Origin of the sequence: Candidatus Poriferisocius sp., assembly GCF_965204145.1 — a bacterium.
Taxonomy (GTDB): domain Bacteria; phylum Actinomycetota; class Acidimicrobiia; order Acidimicrobiales; family Bin134; genus Poriferisocius.
Window position 1 is genome coordinate 2,362,444 of sequence record NZ_OZ241977.1, and the last position, 15,026, is coordinate 2,377,469.

Here is a 15,026-nt window from a genome sequence, read left to right on the forward strand (position 1 = left end):
AAAGGAGCAACGCCTTGCAAGCTAAAGTGTCACTAAATCCTCTAGGGGCTTCAGATGCTATTCATAAGTCTTACAGACGCTACCTCCTGTCTAGACACGCGCCAAATAGTGCCAACCTCATGGATGATTTTCAAAAGGCACTTGATGGTTCTTTCCCTTTAACAAAGGGACCACTTCTGCAGGCCTCAGCACCGTTTGAACCAGGCGTTAGCATAAGAGAACTCGTTGATTCCGGAACCCTGAATCATGAGTTTGTGAAACTTGGATCCGATGCATTTCCCATTGAACGACCTCTCCACCATCATCAAGAAGAGGCCATTAGAAAAATCATAGCTGGTCGCAACCTGGTTGTGGCAACTGGTACAGGGTCCGGAAAAACAGAATGCTACCTATTCCCAATTCTAGACCATCTGCTACAAGAACAAGCAGATGGAACGCTAAAGGAATCCGGTGTCAGGGCAATGCTTCTATATCCCATGAATGCTCTTGCTAACGATCAAATGAAACGTCTAAGAAGTATTCTAAGTTTTTTCCCTGACGTGACCTTTGGCCGTTTTGTTGGTGACACAAGAGAGCGCCATCAAGAAGCACTTGAAATCTATAAACAGCGTTTTGGAGCAGATCCACTATCAAACGAGTATATTTCGCGTGAGCAAATTCGGGAGACACCACCCCATATATTGCTGACCAACTACGCAATGCTTGAACGCTTACTTCTGTATCCATCGGATACTTCTTTGTTTGATGGATCAACTGGAAGACATTGGAAGTTTGTCGTCCTAGACGAAGTGCATGTCTATAACGGTGCCCAAGCTGCGGAAATTGCGATGCTCTTGCGCCGGGTACGAGATCGAGTTCATCAAAGCGAGAAAGGCCGTATCCAATACATTGGCACATCGGCCACACTTGCTAGCAGTGATGATGACTTTCCTCGATTGGCAAAGTTTGCCGAGATTCTCTTTGATGAAACACTTGAATATGACAAGGCCGACTCTTCTCGCCAAGATATCGTGCTTGCTCGTCACCAGCCCTTAGTTCAAAAACCTGCCACTTGGAGTGCAGAAGCCGAAGACTTTTCTACTCTATTGGCTGCCCTAGATCAATCCTCTTCACCTCAAGAAATGCAGCAACTTTTGAGCACCCGCGGTGCGCCAGTAGGTCAGGCCGACACTCCAACGCTGATGCTCCTTGGGGATATGCTGACATCCGAACACCATGTTGTCCTCTTACAGGATCTATTGGGAAGAGGGTCCATCGATCTTGATTCAGCTGCTAGACAAGTCTTTGGGCATGCTGCCGAGAGGAATCGCCATCTTGTAGAACTTGTTGACATCTGTAGCCGTGTTCAATCGCCCTCTACAGATATGCCGCTTATTCCCGCCCGCTACCACTTTTTTGTGCGGGCACTTGAGGGCGCTTTCGTCTGCCAGTCACCTTCGCATCCAGAGGGGGAATCTCACCTCCTGCTAACCAGACACGAACAGTGTCCAGCCTGCAACGAAGAGGGGAGGCAATCGAAAATGTTCGAGTCAGGAGTATGTGTAAAGTGCGGCGCCACCTACATCCTCGGAATCACCGAAGAAGATGAAGAGGGCAATACTTATTTGCGCTGGCCCGGTCCCAATGACCTCGATCTCCGTTATCTCCTCGTCTCCGAAGGCAGCTTGGAGGCCGAGGATGATGAAGATGAGCAAGCGGTAGTGCAGGATCAAGACGTTGACGTGAACATTGACGTACGCAGGCTTTGCACAAGCTGCGGATCTCTCGCCGAAGGAACAACGTCATCCTGCAATTGCGGCCAGCATCTGGCCATACCTGTCACCGCCGCCCATCCGACCCGACGTGGCGAACCTCTGCGCCGGTGCATCGCCTGCACAGGCCGCAGCCCTGCTCCCATCGTGCTCCGATTTGAGACAGGGCAAGATGCCCCTGTCTCCGTCATCGCCACAGCCCTGCACCAGGCCTTACCCCCCAGCCAAGATGACAAGTCAGCAACACTCATAGGCGAGGGGCGTAAGTTGCTTTCGTTTTCAGACTCCCGCCAAGACGCCGCGTTTTTCGCTCCCTACCTTGATCGTACCTACTCTCAGGCGATCCAGCGTCGACTTATCTGGATGACTGCCGAGCGACTCGCTGACCAAGAACCTCGATTTGATGATCTGGTGATCCCCATCCGCAAAGAGGCTGAGCGCCAGTTCGTCCTTGACGAGGACGACGGTGCCATGCGCAATAGTAATCGGGTACGGACGTGGCTCATGCGGGAGATCTTGGCCGTGGACCGCCGCCAAAGCCTCGATGGTGTCGGCCTCGCCGAGATCTCCTTTGCCCTGCCAAGTGGTACCCAGGTTCCTGAACCACTTCTCAATCTCGGCTTCTCACAAGACGAGGCCCTCGATTTGGCCCGAGTCCTGATTGAGACTTTGCGGCTACAGGCAGCTGTACACCTTCCAGAAGGAGTTGACATAGAGGATCCTGCCTTTGCGCCCCGAAATGTCGTGACAAACGTGCGTGGTGAACAATCAGGCCGACGCATACTTTCCTGGCTCCCTACTAGAGGGCTCAATCGTCGCCTGGACTACTTGAACAAACTACTGGCACGAAAGTCGGTTACCGCCGACTCCACAGAGTTGCTGAAGAACATATGGTTTGAGTGGCTGAGCGCCCCTGGTAGCCCCTGGTTGAAGGTCCTGAGACCAGAAGCCGACAGGCGCCATGGTCAGCTATACGCTATTGATCCTGAACGGATCATCATCCGACCAGCCTCACAAGAACGACCCGCCTTTAGGTGCGACACATGTCGCCAAGTTTGGTGGCGATCGGTCGACGGCGTCTGTCCGTCGTATCAGTGCACAGGAACTCTAAAGCCTACTCAGCCCGCAACTACAGACCACTACCACCACCTTTACACCTCTCTTCGTCCCATCGGCATGCAGGTGGAGGAGCACACCGGGCAATTGAGTGCAGATTTCGCCGCGGAGCTCCAGCAGAAGTTCGTCGATGGCGAGGTCAATGTCTTGAGCTGTTCGACGACCTTCGAACTAGGGGTCGATGTAGGAGAGGTTCAGGGCATTCTCATGCGCAACGTGCCTCCTTCGCCAGCAAACTACATCCAGAGAGCTGGTCGGGCCGGGCGTCGCGCTGGCTCGCCAGCGTTGACCGTGGCCTTCGCCCAGCGGCGCAACCATGATCTGCATTATTTCCGCAATCCTGAAGATCTGGTCGACGGTCAGATGAGCGTTCCCATTATCTCGCTAGGCAACGACCGGATCATCCGCCGCCACATCCACGCTTTGGCCTTCTCTGCTTTCGAGCGCGCCCACGTCGATTCTGGCGGCGACTGGCACCGAACTGTTAACTCATTCTTCGCCGCTAAGGACTACACGGGCATAGCTCCGGTGGAGGCCTTCATCAATTGGCTCCGGTCACGCCCAACTGACATTGGAGATGCCATTGGACGCATCACCCCATCAGCCCAAGTGGCATCCGAACTCGGAATTGCCGACTGGGAATGGGTCGATGCGCTGGTGGAGCCAAGCGACGAGCATCCCGATCATGGCTGGCTTCAACGAGCCAAGAGAGAGGTTGTGGACGATCTTGAGGGAATCGGACGAGAACTCGACGAGGTCGAACAACAGATCAGCGAATACCGATCGGAAGGACAGAGCCAAAAGGCTGAGAATCTATCCGGATATCAAAGGGCCCTACTTCGCATGGAAAGGACGCTACGAGAGCGTCGCCTTATCGATTTCCTCGCCCAACGAGTTATCCTGCCGAAATACGGTTTCCCTGTCGATACCGTCTCACTTGATGTGTCGCGCGAGGGTAGCCCGCAAGCGGCAAAACTCGACCTCTCCCGCGATCTGCGCTTAGGCATCACAGACTACGCCCCTGGTTCACAGACCGTAGCCAACGGAGCCCTGTGGGAGACCGCCGGGCTGCGAATCCCACCAGGGGAAGCTCTTTTCAAACACAGATGGGCAACCTGCTCCAGTTGTGGAGCCTTCCGGACTCGCTGGTCGTCCGGAGGTGACGAACTAGATAATTGCGAAAACTGCCCAGTCCCCACACCTACCTCTGATGGTGGGATTTTTGTGATTCCCATGTTTGGCTTTATTGGCCAACGCTGTGACGAAAAGCCAGGCGAGTCCCGCCCGCCTAAGGCTGGCTTCTCCCAATTCCACTTCGACAACTACATGTCTGAAGAACCTCCTCCTTTTCAATCCGTGAACGTCAACGACTGGCAGGTTCGGTTTCGCACCAGCCCCCAAGGACGAATCACAGCTATAAACCAAGGACCAGGTGGACGCGGGTTTCGGATCTGCTTTTCCTGTGGATATGCCGAGTCCGCTCCCATACGAGGTGCAAGGCCAGACCGCGAGCACCCACGTCCAAACTCCCAACGAAATTGCAACGGTAACCTGACCCATGCATCGCTAGGCCACCAGTTCCTTACCGACGTAGTGGAAGTGCAGTTGTTGGTGCCAATGACACACCAACAGGCGCGCAGCACGCTTTATGCCCTGTTGGAAGGATGCCCAGCAATCGGAATATCCCGAAGCGATGTAAATGTCTCACTGCACCCTGGCCAAGATGGCCAATCCTCACTGGTACTGTTTGACGCCGTCCCAGGAGGGGCGGGCCACTCCAAACGAATTGCTGATCGACTGCCCGAACTTCTCCGTGCAGCTCGACGAGTCGTCGAGAACTGCGAGTGTGGTGAAGACTCCAGCTGCTACGGATGCCTACGCTCTTACGCCAATCAGCGTCACCACGATGAGCTAGTCCGCGGCGACGCGTTAGAAATCTTGTCCTTTTGTTGAGACAACGGAATAGCTAGCAAGACGCTTTGTTCTGCAACTTGCTGGAGCGTTTAGACGGTGATCACCGATTCGAGGGCGGGATCGGTGTTGAAGGAGAGGCTTTTGGAGGCGGGGAGTTCTTCTAGCGGGGTGTGGACTTCGGCGATTGGGGGGCCGATGCGGGCGGCGATGGGGGCGAGGGTGTCGGTGTCGAAGTTGTAGAGGTCGGCGGCCACGTCGGTGAGCATCTTCTGGCACTCGTCGGTGGGCACGTCCCACATGGTGGCGGCGAGGGCTTGGGTGGTGTAGCCGATAGAGCCCTCGTCGTGGGGGAAGTCGGCGCCCCACATGATGGTGTCCAGCCCTACTGCGTGGCGGTATTGGACCTCGGAGCGGGGCAGCATGGAAGCGCCGATGCGGCAGTTGCGCTGCCAGTACTCGATAGGCGACAGCGACAGGCTGTCCACCGTGTCGGACCCGAAGGTCGGGGCGTAGTTGAGGGTACGGGGGTCGCCGGCGTACTTGCTCTGGATGTTGCGGAGCCGCTGGTCGATGCGGTTCAGCTCTTCAAGGATCCACCGCATCCCCCACATCTCGGTCCACACCACCCGCAAGTCGGGGAAGCGCTCGAACACCCCGCCCAAGATGAGGTGGATGAGCGTGCGCTTGGGCCACAGCTCGTATTCGGTGAACGTCACTCCCCAGGCCACCGGATCGTCGCCCAAATCGGGGCAGCCCGAGCCCATGTGCTGATGGACCGGCATGGCCAGCGAGCTGCACACGTCCCACAGCGGGTCGTAGCGGGGGTGGAAGAACGGCTCAACGGTGTGGTTGGGTGGGATGGCGGGAATCATCACCCCGCCGATCACCCCGGTCTCGGCCGCCCAACGCACCTCGGCAATGGCGTCGTCAAGGTCGTTGGGCAAGAGCTGGATGAGGCCCTTGCGCCGCTTGGGCTCGTAGGAGCAGAACTCCACCAACCAGCGGTTGTGGGCTTGCAGGCCGGCCCACCGGCGGGCGTGGGCCGACGCAGTGTCGGGCACACCGGAAAGGTGGACCAGGATGTCATAGAACGGGGTAAGCGTGTTGGGGAACAGCACCTCGCCGGTGATGCCCTCGGCGTCGCAGGCCGCGGTGCGGGCATCGCTGTCCCAGTTGACCTTGGCCGCGTCCATGTCCCGCAGGTCGATCCACGGGTTTGTGATGGCCGCCTCCCAGGCGTCGAAGTCATCGTGCCAGGCGGGATCCAGGAATTCCCTGTAGGTGCGGGTCTGGGCGCCAGCGTGGGTGTCCGACGACAGGATCATGTACCGCTCGTCGGTCTGGTTTTGGGCCATGCCCCAGCCTATTGCACTCTCGGCCGGGGATTCCCGGCGTCAGACAGACCGCTAGGGCTCGAACACCTGGAGGTCGGGGCGGTCTTCTAGGAGGTAGTCGTTGGCCAGGTCCTCGGTGAGGTGGCGGCCGGAGAAGGCGTCGAGAGCATCAAGGGTGAGGCCGTCTTCCTGGTAGACGGCTACCTCCCGCTGGGGCTCGCTCAGGCGGCTCACGATGTCGCCGGAAATGTGGAAGGTGCGCCCGGTCACATGGCGGGCGGCGTCGGTACACAGCCACACCACCATTGGGGCGATCTTGCGGGGGGCATACGCCTCGTCGGTGTCGTCGGGCACCGGGGCAGCTCCTCCCCGAGGGGCCATAGTGATGGCCATGAGGTCGGTCCACCGGGCGGTGCGGATGGCGTACTCCGCGGTGGACGCCCCCACGGCCCGGGGCCGGATGGCGTTGCACCGCACCCCAAAGCGGCCCAGCTCCCGGGCGGCGGTGCGGGTCAGGCCGATCACGCCCTCTTTGGCCGCCGAGTAGGCGCAGTGCGACGGGTGGCCGAAGCCCGATCCCGAACTGGTGTTGATGATCACGCTGGTGTCCTGCTGCACCAGATGGGGCACGGCGTGTTTGATCATGGCGAAATAGCCCTTGAGGTTGACGTTCACGGTGAGATCCCACTCCTCCTCGGTGAAGCGCCAGATGTCGTTGTTGCGCCCGGCGGTGGCGTTGTTGATCAGGATGTCGAGGCGGCCGAAGGCGTCCACCGCCTGCTGCACGATCTCGGCTGCGCCGTCCCAGGTGGCCGAGGTGCTGCTGGCCGCCGCCTCGCCCCCGGCGTCGTTGATCTCACCGGCCACCCGCTCGGCGTTGGCGGCCACCCCGTCGGGGGTCTTGCGTATGCCCAGGTCGTTGACCAGCACTTTGGCCCCCTCGGAGGCCAGCAGGTGGGCATGCTCTCGCCCGATGCCACCCCCCGCCCCGGTCACGACTGCCACCTTGCCTTCTAAACGGTTTCCCATGGCGGGCACCCTAGTAGCCGGTTGCGGGTCGGCTCCTTTGGGGGTCAGAACTGGTTGAACGAGGCGGCGGCGTCGCCGGGGCGCATCACGAAGAACTCCATGCCGTCGGATCCGCAGGTGAAGGAGTACTCGTGGTTGGCGGCCAGGATGACCGAGTCCTTCGGCCCCAGCTCCATGGATGGCCCGTCGGCGCCGTTCGGCCACACCTCACACCCGCCCGACACCACAATCAGCAGCTCGTTCTGGTCGTGGCTGTGGGGAGGGACGTGGTAGCCGGCGGGCATGGTGGTGTACTGGCACCAGAATCCCCCCTCGCCTCGAGCCACGTGCTTGCGCCCGGCGCCCAGCTCCTTGGCTTTTTCGATCAGCTCTTTGGGGGCGTTGGGGTTCTTGGACTCATCGACCCAGTCGATGTCGTCGAATATCAGCACTCTTGGCTCCGTGCTCATTGTTCCTCCGTTACTGGGCCGGGGGCCCGTGGACGAGTTTGGCGAACTCGGTGGCGAACAGCTCCGAGGTGCCCGACTGGTGGGTGGCCCGCCATTGCCGCCACGGGCACACGTCGTCCCAGCGGTGCAACACCTCGAAGTCCAAGTCGGCGACCACCAGGCCCTCGGTGTCGCTTCCCTCGGCGTAGATGTGGCTGAAATCGGGGAAGTCGGGGCCGCAGATGAGGCTGTGCCCGGCGTAGTTGGCGGGCAGCGCCCCCTCGAAGCTGTCCTCCAAGCTCTCCCCGAGGTCGATGCCGCCTACCTGGTTCGCCGAGATGGTGAAGACGAAGTTCTCCTGCCCCCGGGTGGCGGCCACCCGGCGCATGGACTCCACCTTGTCGGGCCCGCCCGCGAAGGCGGCGGTGGGATTGACGATGATCCTGGCCCCTTGGAGGGCCAGAAGGCGGCTGCCCTCGGGGTTCAGCCAGAAGTCGTAGCAGATCTGCACCCCGATGGGGCCGTAGCGGGTTTCGAAGACGTCCAGGCTGGTGCCGGGTCGAAACGTCACCCCCTCAGTGACAAATGGGAGCGAGCCCAGGTGCAGCTTTCGATAGGTCCCGAGGATTCCCTCGGGTCCGATCACCGCGGCGGCGTTGTAGAGGACATCGGGATCGTCGGGATCCTGCTCGATCATGCCCACCACCAGATACATGTCGTGGTCGGCGGACAGCCGGGCCAGGGCTTCAGTCGACGGCCCGGGCACGGTCTCGGCCAGCTTCCGGTGCAAGTCGCAGGGCTCACCCAGACGCTCACAATCGTCGCAGTGGATCGCCCCGGTCAGCGCCTCTTCGGGAAATACCAGCAAGCCCACCCCCGCCTCGGCGGCCTCGGCAATCCAATCGGTGATCTTGTCCAGGTTGGCGGCCACGTCGGCGGGAACGGGGGTGAAGTCCACCGCTCCCGCCCGCAGCCGGGTCTCGTAGCCGGAATAGCGCTCAGGGATCACGGTCGTATTATCGCCTGTTTGAGCCGACTCAGCCTCCACCCGGTGAGGTCTTGGCTGCGGAGCGGACTTTGGGGGCGTTTTTCCAGTGGGGTACGCCGTGCTCCTCGGTGGCGATCCACCACTCGCCGTTGGTGATGGAGGCCCAGTGGGAGTGGTTGAGCTGGTGGAGGGTGAAGCACGCCGACAGGGCGGTGTTGAAGCCTTGGGCGTCCATGGTCTGGTTCACCGCCTCTTTGACCAGCAACGCGGCCATGGTGGGCACCGCGGCGATGCGCTGGGCGAACTCCAGGGTCTGCTCTGACAGGGTCTCGTTGGGGAACACCTTGGCCACCATGCCCAGTGCGTGGGCCTCGTGGACGTCGATGGAGTCGCCGGTGAGCAGCAGCTCCTTGGTCTTGCGGGGGCCGAATTCCCACGGGTGGGCGAAGTACTCCACACCCATCATGCCCAGCCGGGTGCCCACCACATCGGCGAAGGAGGCGTCCTCGGCACCCACGATCAGATCGCAACTCCACATGAGCATCAGCCCGGCGGCCAGCACCGGCCCCTGCACCTGGGCGATGGTGATCTTGCGGAGGTTGCGCCACCGCTTGGTGTTCTCGAAGAAGTAGTGCCACTCCTGGAGCATCAGCTTCTCCGACCCCCGGCGCTGCCCGCCGTTGATCTGCCAGGTGGGGTGCTGGTTGGGGCCGGGCATGCGCTCCTCGATGCTCTCCTTGGTGCCCATGTCGTGGCCGGCCGAGAACATCGGTCCCACTCCGCCCAGGATCACCACCCGCACGTCGTCGTCGGCCTCGGCCACCAGGAAGGCCTCGTTGAGCTCCACCAGCATCCCTCGGTTCTGGGCGTTGCGGGCCTCGGGGCGGTTCAGCATGATGCGGGCGACCTTGCCGTCGTCCAGCGTCTCGTAGGTCAGGTACTGGTAGTCCATTTCCCTAGTCTCGCCCATCAGAAGATGCGGTGCGCTGCCGGGCTCGGCTCTAGGGTCCCTGGTTCTATTGTCACTGTTGGCGTCCCCCAACCCGCGGAGCACCCATGACTGAGCAAACCAGCATCGAGTCCCACCACATCGACACCGCCGGTCTGCGGTTCCACTATCTGGCCGCAGGCGACGAGGAGGCCCCGCCGGTGGTGCTGTTGCACGGCTTCCCCCAGACCTCGCACATGTGGCGCCACCAGATCCCGGTGCTCGCCGAGCACTACCGGGTCTACGCCCCCGACACCCGAGGCTATGGCGGCACCGACAAGCCCCGCATTCGGGTCACCCGTGATCTTTTGGCCCGCGACATCGTGGACTTCATCGACGCCCTGGGCATTGAGCAGTGCTCGCTTGTGGGCCACGACTGGGGCGGGGTCATCGCCTTCAAGGCGGCTTTGGAATATCCCGACCGTTTCACGCGGCTGGGGCTGGTGGACACGCTGTGCACGGTGTGGATCCCGTGGGGCATCCACGGTTACTGGTTCAAGTGCGAGCCCGAGGCCGAGCAGTTCTGGGAGCGCTACGCCAGCGAGTTCATCAGCTCGATTTTCGGCGGCATCGAGGGCAGCTACGGCCCGCCGCCCCACTCACCGTGGAAGGCGCCCGTGGCCGACAGCGAGGCCCAAGACCCCGGCGGGGCCATGGCCGACTGGGACCCTTCCAAGCATTGGAATGCCGACGACGTGGAGCACTACCGGGCGGCCTTCGACCAGCCCGGAGCGCACTTCCACGCCATCTCGTACTACCGGGACGCCCTGCCGTTCCACTTCCCCGACGCCGACGGCAACCTGGTGTATCGAACCCCGGCCCAGGTGGCCGAGATGTGGAACCATCCCGGCCTGCTCTTCAGTCACCCCGACTTCGGCGTGTTTCCGGTGTACGGCCCCGAAGACCTCAGCCGCACCTACCCCCATCCCGCGCTGTACTTGTACTCGGCGTTCTTGATGCCCCAGGCCTTCGAAGACGGGTTTCCTGCCGACGACCACATCCCCCACGGCAACCCCTACGCCGACTCTTTCGTGGACCACTTCCCCGACTACCGGGCCCGCCCCGCCGCCAGCGGCCACTTCATCCCTGAAGAAGACCCAGAACGCACGAACGAAGTGCTCCTAGCCTTTTTGGCTGGCGAGATCTGACAAAGCCGGCGCTAAGCGCGATTGAATCGGCGCAGGCGGAGGCTGTTGGTGACTACGAACAGAGAGGAGCCGACCATGGCTGCGGCGGCGACAATCGGCTCCAGCACCCCGGCGACGGCTAGGGGTATGGCGGCGGTGTTGTAGACGAAGGCCCAGAAATAGTTGCCCCGGATGGTGTTCATGGTCCGGCGGCTCAGAGCGATGGCGTCGGCCACCACGCTCAGATCGGACGACATGATGGTGATGTCGGCGGCCTCGGCGGCCACGTCGGCCCCGGTGCCGATGGCGATGCCGATGTCGGCCTGGCTGAGGGCAGGAGCGTCGTTGATGCCGTCGCCCACCATGGCCACCCGGCGGCCCTCGGCTTGGAGGCGGGCGATCTCGGCGGCCTTGCCGTCGGGTCCCACGCCGGCCACCACCCGGTCGATGCCCAGCTCGTCGCCCGCGGCCTGGGCCCGGCGGGGATGATCGCCGGTCAACAGCACAGTGTCGAGTCCCAGGGACTTGAGCGCGGCCACCGCCGGCGGGGCGGTGGCCCGCAGTCGGTCGTCTACGGTGATCACCGCCTCGGCCACTGAGTCCCGGCCCACCAGCACCGCCACCCGGCCCATGGCCTCCACCTCGGCGGCGGCTCCGTCCACGGCCTCAGGCACTTGATGGAAAAGGGCCCGCTTGCCCACCCGGACCTCGCTGCCGTCCACCGTGGCGACCGCCCCGGTGCCGGGGTGATTCTCAAAGCCGGTTATCGGCTGTCCGTTGTCTGCCGCCGAGGCAATAGCCCGACCGATGGGGTGCTCCGAGCGGGACTCCACCGCGGCGGCCAAGGCCAGCAGCGCGTCGGGGTCGCCGCCGGGGGCGACGATCTCCACCACCTCCATGCGGGCCTCGGTGACGGTGCCGGTCTTGTCGAACACCACGGTGTCGAGCTGTCGGGTGTCTTCCAGCATCTCGCCGCCCTTGACGATGATCCCGAGCTGCGATCCCCGCCCGGTGCCCACCATCACCGCCAACGGCGTGGCCAGCCCCAACGCGCAGGGGCAGGCCACGATCAGCACTGCCACCGCGGCGGTGAACGCCTCCGATGCCGGCTGTCCGGCGGCCAACCAGCCGATCAGCGTGCCCACCGCGATCACCACCGCGACGGGCACAAACACCGCGGAGATCCGGTCGGCCAGGCGCTGGATGCGGGTGCGGTTGGTCTGGGCCTGCTCCACCAGCCGCATGATCCGGGCCAGCACGGTGTCGGCCCCCACGCTGGTGGCCTCCACCACCAGCGATCCGTTGGCGTTGACCGAGGCCCCCAGCACGGCGTCGCCCGGCCCGACCTCTTCGGGGACCGGCTCGCCAGTGACCATGGAGATGTCCACCGCGGAGGCACCGTCGACCACCACTCCGTCAGTGGCGATCCTCTCCCCCGGGCGCACCACGAACCTGCTGCCCACCTGGAGGCTGGCCACCGGCACGTCGGATCCATCCTCCAACCGGGCCACCGGGGCCACCAGCACGGCCAATGCCCGCAGGGCGTCTCCCGACCGGCGCCGGGCCCGTTCTTCCAGATAGCGGCCGAGCAGGATCAGCACCACGATCACTGCTCCGGTCTCGAAATAGAGGTGGCCGTCGCCGATCTGGGCGGCCAGCACCACCGTCGACCAAATCCACGCTGCGGCGGTGCCCAACGCCACCAACGTGTCCATGGTGGCGGTCCGGTGCTTGAGCTGGGCCCACGCCCGTTGGTGGAACCCCCAGCCCGACCCGAATACCACTCCGGCAGCCAGTACCGCGGCCAGCCAGTCCGATGCCTGAAAACCCAGGTCGAAGGCCAAGGCGTCCACCATCGTCAGCAGTGCCACGAGGGCACCAATCACTGCTGCGACAATCAGCCGATGCACTCGGGTGGGCTCCACTGAGTGCCCATCGCTGAAGCCCTCGGGCAAGCGGGCGCCGTATCCGGCGGCAATGACCGCGCCCTGCAATTCGGCATCGTCGACGCTGTCGCGACAAGCCACCGAGGCCCGGCCCGAGGCGTAATTCACGCGGGCTTCGATCACGCCTTCTACGCCAGCCAGGCTGCGCTCAATCTGCGCGACGCACGACGAGCAGGTCATGCCGTCTACCAGAAGCGTCGCCCGGCGCATCGCCATGCATCAAGCTTACGGTTTAGAGGGGAGGATTATTCCTGAACCAGCTCGATGAGGGTGCCCAAGGCCCCCTTGGGGTGGATGAAGGCCACGGTGGTCCCCCGGGACCCGGGGCGGGGTTCGGCATCGATCGGGGTGGCTCCAGCGGCAACCATGGCCTCAAGGGCGGCCGCGCAATCGTCGACGCGATAGCCGACGTGGTGAATGCCCTCACCCCGCTTTTCCAGAAACTTGGCGATGGGTGAATCCTCGCGGGTGGCCGTGGTGAGCTGGACATAGGAGTCGGCCACCTTGATCAGGGCTTCCTCCACACCGTCGTTCTCGACGATCTCGCGGTGCACCACGGAAGCCCCGAATGCCGTCTCATAGAACGAGATGGCCCGCTCTAGGTCGTGGACCGCGATGGCGACGTGATCGATCTCAGTGAGAAGCATGGCCTGGTCAGTCTAGGCCCACCCTCGGTCTATTCCTGCTGTTCAAGCCCGCTGGTCAGGCCGCTTCGCGCTGAGCGGTCTCGCCCTCCAGGGCCTCCCAAAGATGGTCGCGCAGGACTTCGGCATCGATGCCGTCCATCTGGTTGGCCGCCACCACACCCTCGATCATGTCGGCCAGCACCGCTTCCCAGACACGGTTTCGAACCATCACCGAAACGGTCACCGAACCGTCGTCATGGCGGGCCAGCGTGCGGCGGCGACCAACCTCCCGAGGCGGGCTGCGAAAGCTGGGCATGACCATCTCTTGGCCCCGCACTGCCATACCCAGCAGCCGGGCCGCTTCGGCAAAGGCCAGACACCGTCCGGTGGTGCTCTCCTGTCGCTGATTGCCGCCGCGGATGACCCGCATCCCCTGGGGCTCTCCCTCCTGGCTTTTCTCATTGATTTCTCTCATGCACCCAGTATCCCGATAGGAGTGACAGTTTCTCCATCGGGCGCTAATTCAGATCGAGGACCTTGGTGCGGCCGCTTGTCACCCACCACAGAGCGGTGGCAGCCAAGAGAACACCGGCCCCGCCCACGGCGATGCGGGGGCCGATCACATCGGCCAGAAAACCTTGAAGCTGGGCGCCGAGGGGAAGCCCGGCCAACAGGGTCATGAGGTAGAGAGCCAGCACTTTGGCTCGAATCGCCTCCTCTACTTGGAGCTGGATAACGGTATTGAGGGAAGACGCGGTGGCGATGTGGGATGCGCCCAGAACTGCCAAAGCAACCACAGCCAGCCAGTAGTAGGGAGACAAAGCGAACCCCAGTAGAGCCAAACCGTACACCGGCCAGCCCAAACCCACGAGGCGACTACGGGGGATTTGGCTGCCCTTTATGGCGACGAACGGGGTGTTGAGCACTGCCCCGACCCCGCTGGCTGCGGCCAGGATGCCGTACTTGAATTCACCGACATGGAAGACGTCGTCGGCGAAGATCACCACCAAGTGGATAATGGGCTGCCCAAAAAAGGCCACCACCCCGGCAATCAATATGGCCCGCCGGATTCCCGCGTGGGTAGTTGCATAGCGCACCGCAGCTGCGGCGTCTTTGAATATGTTCGGACGACCATCTTCAGTAGAGGCCAGGCGCGGTACCCGGATCAGTGCCAAGACCAGCACCGCAGGCACGTACGTCAGGGAATTGACCAGAAACGACCATCCCGGTCCGCCAAACGCCAGCACCATTCCACCGATTGCGGGCCCGACCGCCCGCGAGGCGTTGAACTGGGCTGAGTTCAGGGTGACCGCGTTCAACAAGGCTCCGCGGGGCACCAGCTCGCTGACAAACGCCTGCCAGGCCGGCAGCTGGATGCCGTTGACGCACCCGTTCACCACTCCGAGGGCGATGTACGCCAGCGGCCGGTCCACTCCGCCGGCCCACATCGCCGCGAACCCCAGCGCGATCAGCGATTGGGCCGAGTTGGTGAATATCAGCATGACGCGTCGGGGGAACCTGTCGGCCAGCGCCCCTCCCACCATTCCCAAACCCACCGCGGGCAGCGTCTGCATCATGGCACCCAGCCCCACCCACGTGCCGCTGTCGGTCAGCTCCTTGATCACGAAAGCAAGCGCGATCATCTGAACCCATACCCCGGAGTTGGACACGATGGCACCGGAGAGAAACAGACGGTAGTTGCGGTAGGACAGTGCCCGGCTGGCGCGTCGAGGCTGCCGGGAATCGGTCACTGCGCCAACTTATTCGCTGCACCCCTAT

The 15,026-nt window shown here is 62.5% G+C and carries 11 protein-coding genes; 2 read left to right on the top strand and 9 right to left on the bottom strand.

The annotated features are described in order from the left end of the window. Positions 1-119: 119 nt before the first annotated feature. Positions 120-4,820 (top strand): DEAD/DEAH box helicase, encoded by a 4,701-nt coding sequence (locus ACOGI7_RS10935; protein ID WP_419848794.1) that lies wholly within the window; start codon positions 120-122, stop codon positions 4,818-4,820. Positions 4,821-4,870: 50 nt separating this feature from the next. Here the strand turns inward: ACOGI7_RS10935 and ACOGI7_RS10940 are convergent, their stop codons facing one another. The 5 genes from ACOGI7_RS10940 to ACOGI7_RS10960 are packed head-to-tail and all read right to left on the bottom strand — an operon-like array spanning position 4,871 to position 9,530. Then, positions 4,871-6,136 (bottom strand): amidohydrolase family protein, encoded by a 1,266-nt coding sequence (locus ACOGI7_RS10940; protein WP_419848795.1) that lies wholly within the window; start codon positions 6,134-6,136, stop codon positions 4,871-4,873. A 51-nt stretch (positions 6,137-6,187) separates the two neighbouring features. Further along, positions 6,188-7,144, bottom strand: a complete 957-nt coding sequence (locus ACOGI7_RS10945) for an SDR family NAD(P)-dependent oxidoreductase (protein WP_419848796.1) — start codon at positions 7,142-7,144, stop codon at positions 6,188-6,190. A gap of 44 nt (positions 7,145-7,188) precedes the next feature. Then, the gene (locus ACOGI7_RS10950; RefSeq protein ID WP_419848797.1) at positions 7,189-7,593 is read right to left on the bottom strand and encodes a cupin domain-containing protein; all 405 of its coding nucleotides are present in this window, start codon (positions 7,591-7,593) and stop codon (positions 7,189-7,191) included. 10 nt (positions 7,594-7,603) lie between these two features. After that, positions 7,604-8,581, bottom strand: a complete 978-nt coding sequence (locus tag ACOGI7_RS10955) for a carbon-nitrogen hydrolase family protein (protein WP_419848798.1) — start codon at positions 8,579-8,581, stop codon at positions 7,604-7,606. A 28-nt stretch (positions 8,582-8,609) separates the two neighbouring features. Beyond that, a complete protein-coding gene (locus tag ACOGI7_RS10960) occupies positions 8,610-9,530 on the bottom strand; it encodes an enoyl-CoA hydratase (RefSeq protein WP_419848799.1) in 921 nt (306 codons plus the stop codon). 86 nt (positions 9,531-9,616) lie between these two features. Between ACOGI7_RS10960 and ACOGI7_RS10965 the strand changes: the two genes are divergently transcribed. Beyond that, positions 9,617-10,696 carry an alpha/beta fold hydrolase gene (locus ACOGI7_RS10965; RefSeq protein ID WP_419848800.1) on the top strand — a complete coding sequence of 360 codons (1,080 nt, stop codon included), beginning with the start codon at positions 9,617-9,619 and terminating at the stop codon, positions 10,694-10,696. Positions 10,697-10,707: 11 nt separating this feature from the next. Here ACOGI7_RS10965 and ACOGI7_RS10970 read toward each other — a convergent pair whose 3' ends face one another. From ACOGI7_RS10970 to ACOGI7_RS10985, 4 genes are read right to left on the bottom strand one after another with little or no spacing between them, the layout of a single operon-like run. Further along, entirely contained in the window at positions 10,708-12,837 is a 2,130-nt protein-coding gene (locus ACOGI7_RS10970; RefSeq protein ID WP_419848801.1) for a heavy metal translocating P-type ATPase, read from the bottom strand. A 29-nt stretch (positions 12,838-12,866) separates the two neighbouring features. Next, positions 12,867-13,268: a methylmalonyl-CoA epimerase gene (gene mce / locus ACOGI7_RS10975; protein ID WP_419848802.1), complete on the bottom strand. Its 402-nt coding sequence runs from the start codon at positions 13,266-13,268 to the stop codon at positions 12,867-12,869. Between the two features lie 55 nt (positions 13,269-13,323). After that, complete coding sequence (locus tag ACOGI7_RS10980) at positions 13,324-13,722, bottom strand: hypothetical protein (RefSeq protein ID WP_419848803.1); 399 nt, start codon at positions 13,720-13,722, stop codon at positions 13,324-13,326. Positions 13,723-13,765: 43 nt separating this feature from the next. Continuing rightward, positions 13,766-14,998 (bottom strand): MFS transporter, encoded by a 1,233-nt coding sequence (locus ACOGI7_RS10985; protein WP_419848804.1) that lies wholly within the window; start codon positions 14,996-14,998, stop codon positions 13,766-13,768. Positions 14,999-15,026 lie beyond the last annotated feature (28 nt).

Bases quoted from the DNA above. Each gene is read 5' to 3' on its own strand.
- ACOGI7_RS10940 (WP_419848795.1), bottom strand. From the start codon at position 6,136: ATGGCCCAAAACCAGACCGACGAGCGGTACATGATCCTGTCGTCGGAC.
- ACOGI7_RS10970 (WP_419848801.1), bottom strand. From the start codon at position 12,837: ATGGCGATGCGCCGGGCGACGCTTCTGGTAGACGGCATGACCTGCTCG.
- ACOGI7_RS10965 (WP_419848800.1), top strand. From the start codon at position 9,617: ATGACTGAGCAAACCAGCATCGAGTCCCACCACATCGACACCGCCGGT.
- ACOGI7_RS10950 (WP_419848797.1), bottom strand. From the start codon at position 7,593: ATGAGCACGGAGCCAAGAGTGCTGATATTCGACGACATCGACTGGGTC.
- ACOGI7_RS10945 (WP_419848796.1), bottom strand. From the start codon at position 7,144: ATGGGAAACCGTTTAGAAGGCAAGGTGGCAGTCGTGACCGGGGCGGGG.
- ACOGI7_RS10960 (WP_419848799.1), bottom strand. From the start codon at position 9,530: ATGGGCGAGACTAGGGAAATGGACTACCAGTACCTGACCTACGAGACG.
- ACOGI7_RS10935 (WP_419848794.1), top strand. From the start codon at position 120: ATGGATGATTTTCAAAAGGCACTTGATGGTTCTTTCCCTTTAACAAAG.
- ACOGI7_RS10980 (WP_419848803.1), bottom strand. From the start codon at position 13,722: ATGAGAGAAATCAATGAGAAAAGCCAGGAGGGAGAGCCCCAGGGGATG.
- mce (WP_419848802.1), bottom strand. From the start codon at position 13,268: ATGCTTCTCACTGAGATCGATCACGTCGCCATCGCGGTCCACGACCTA.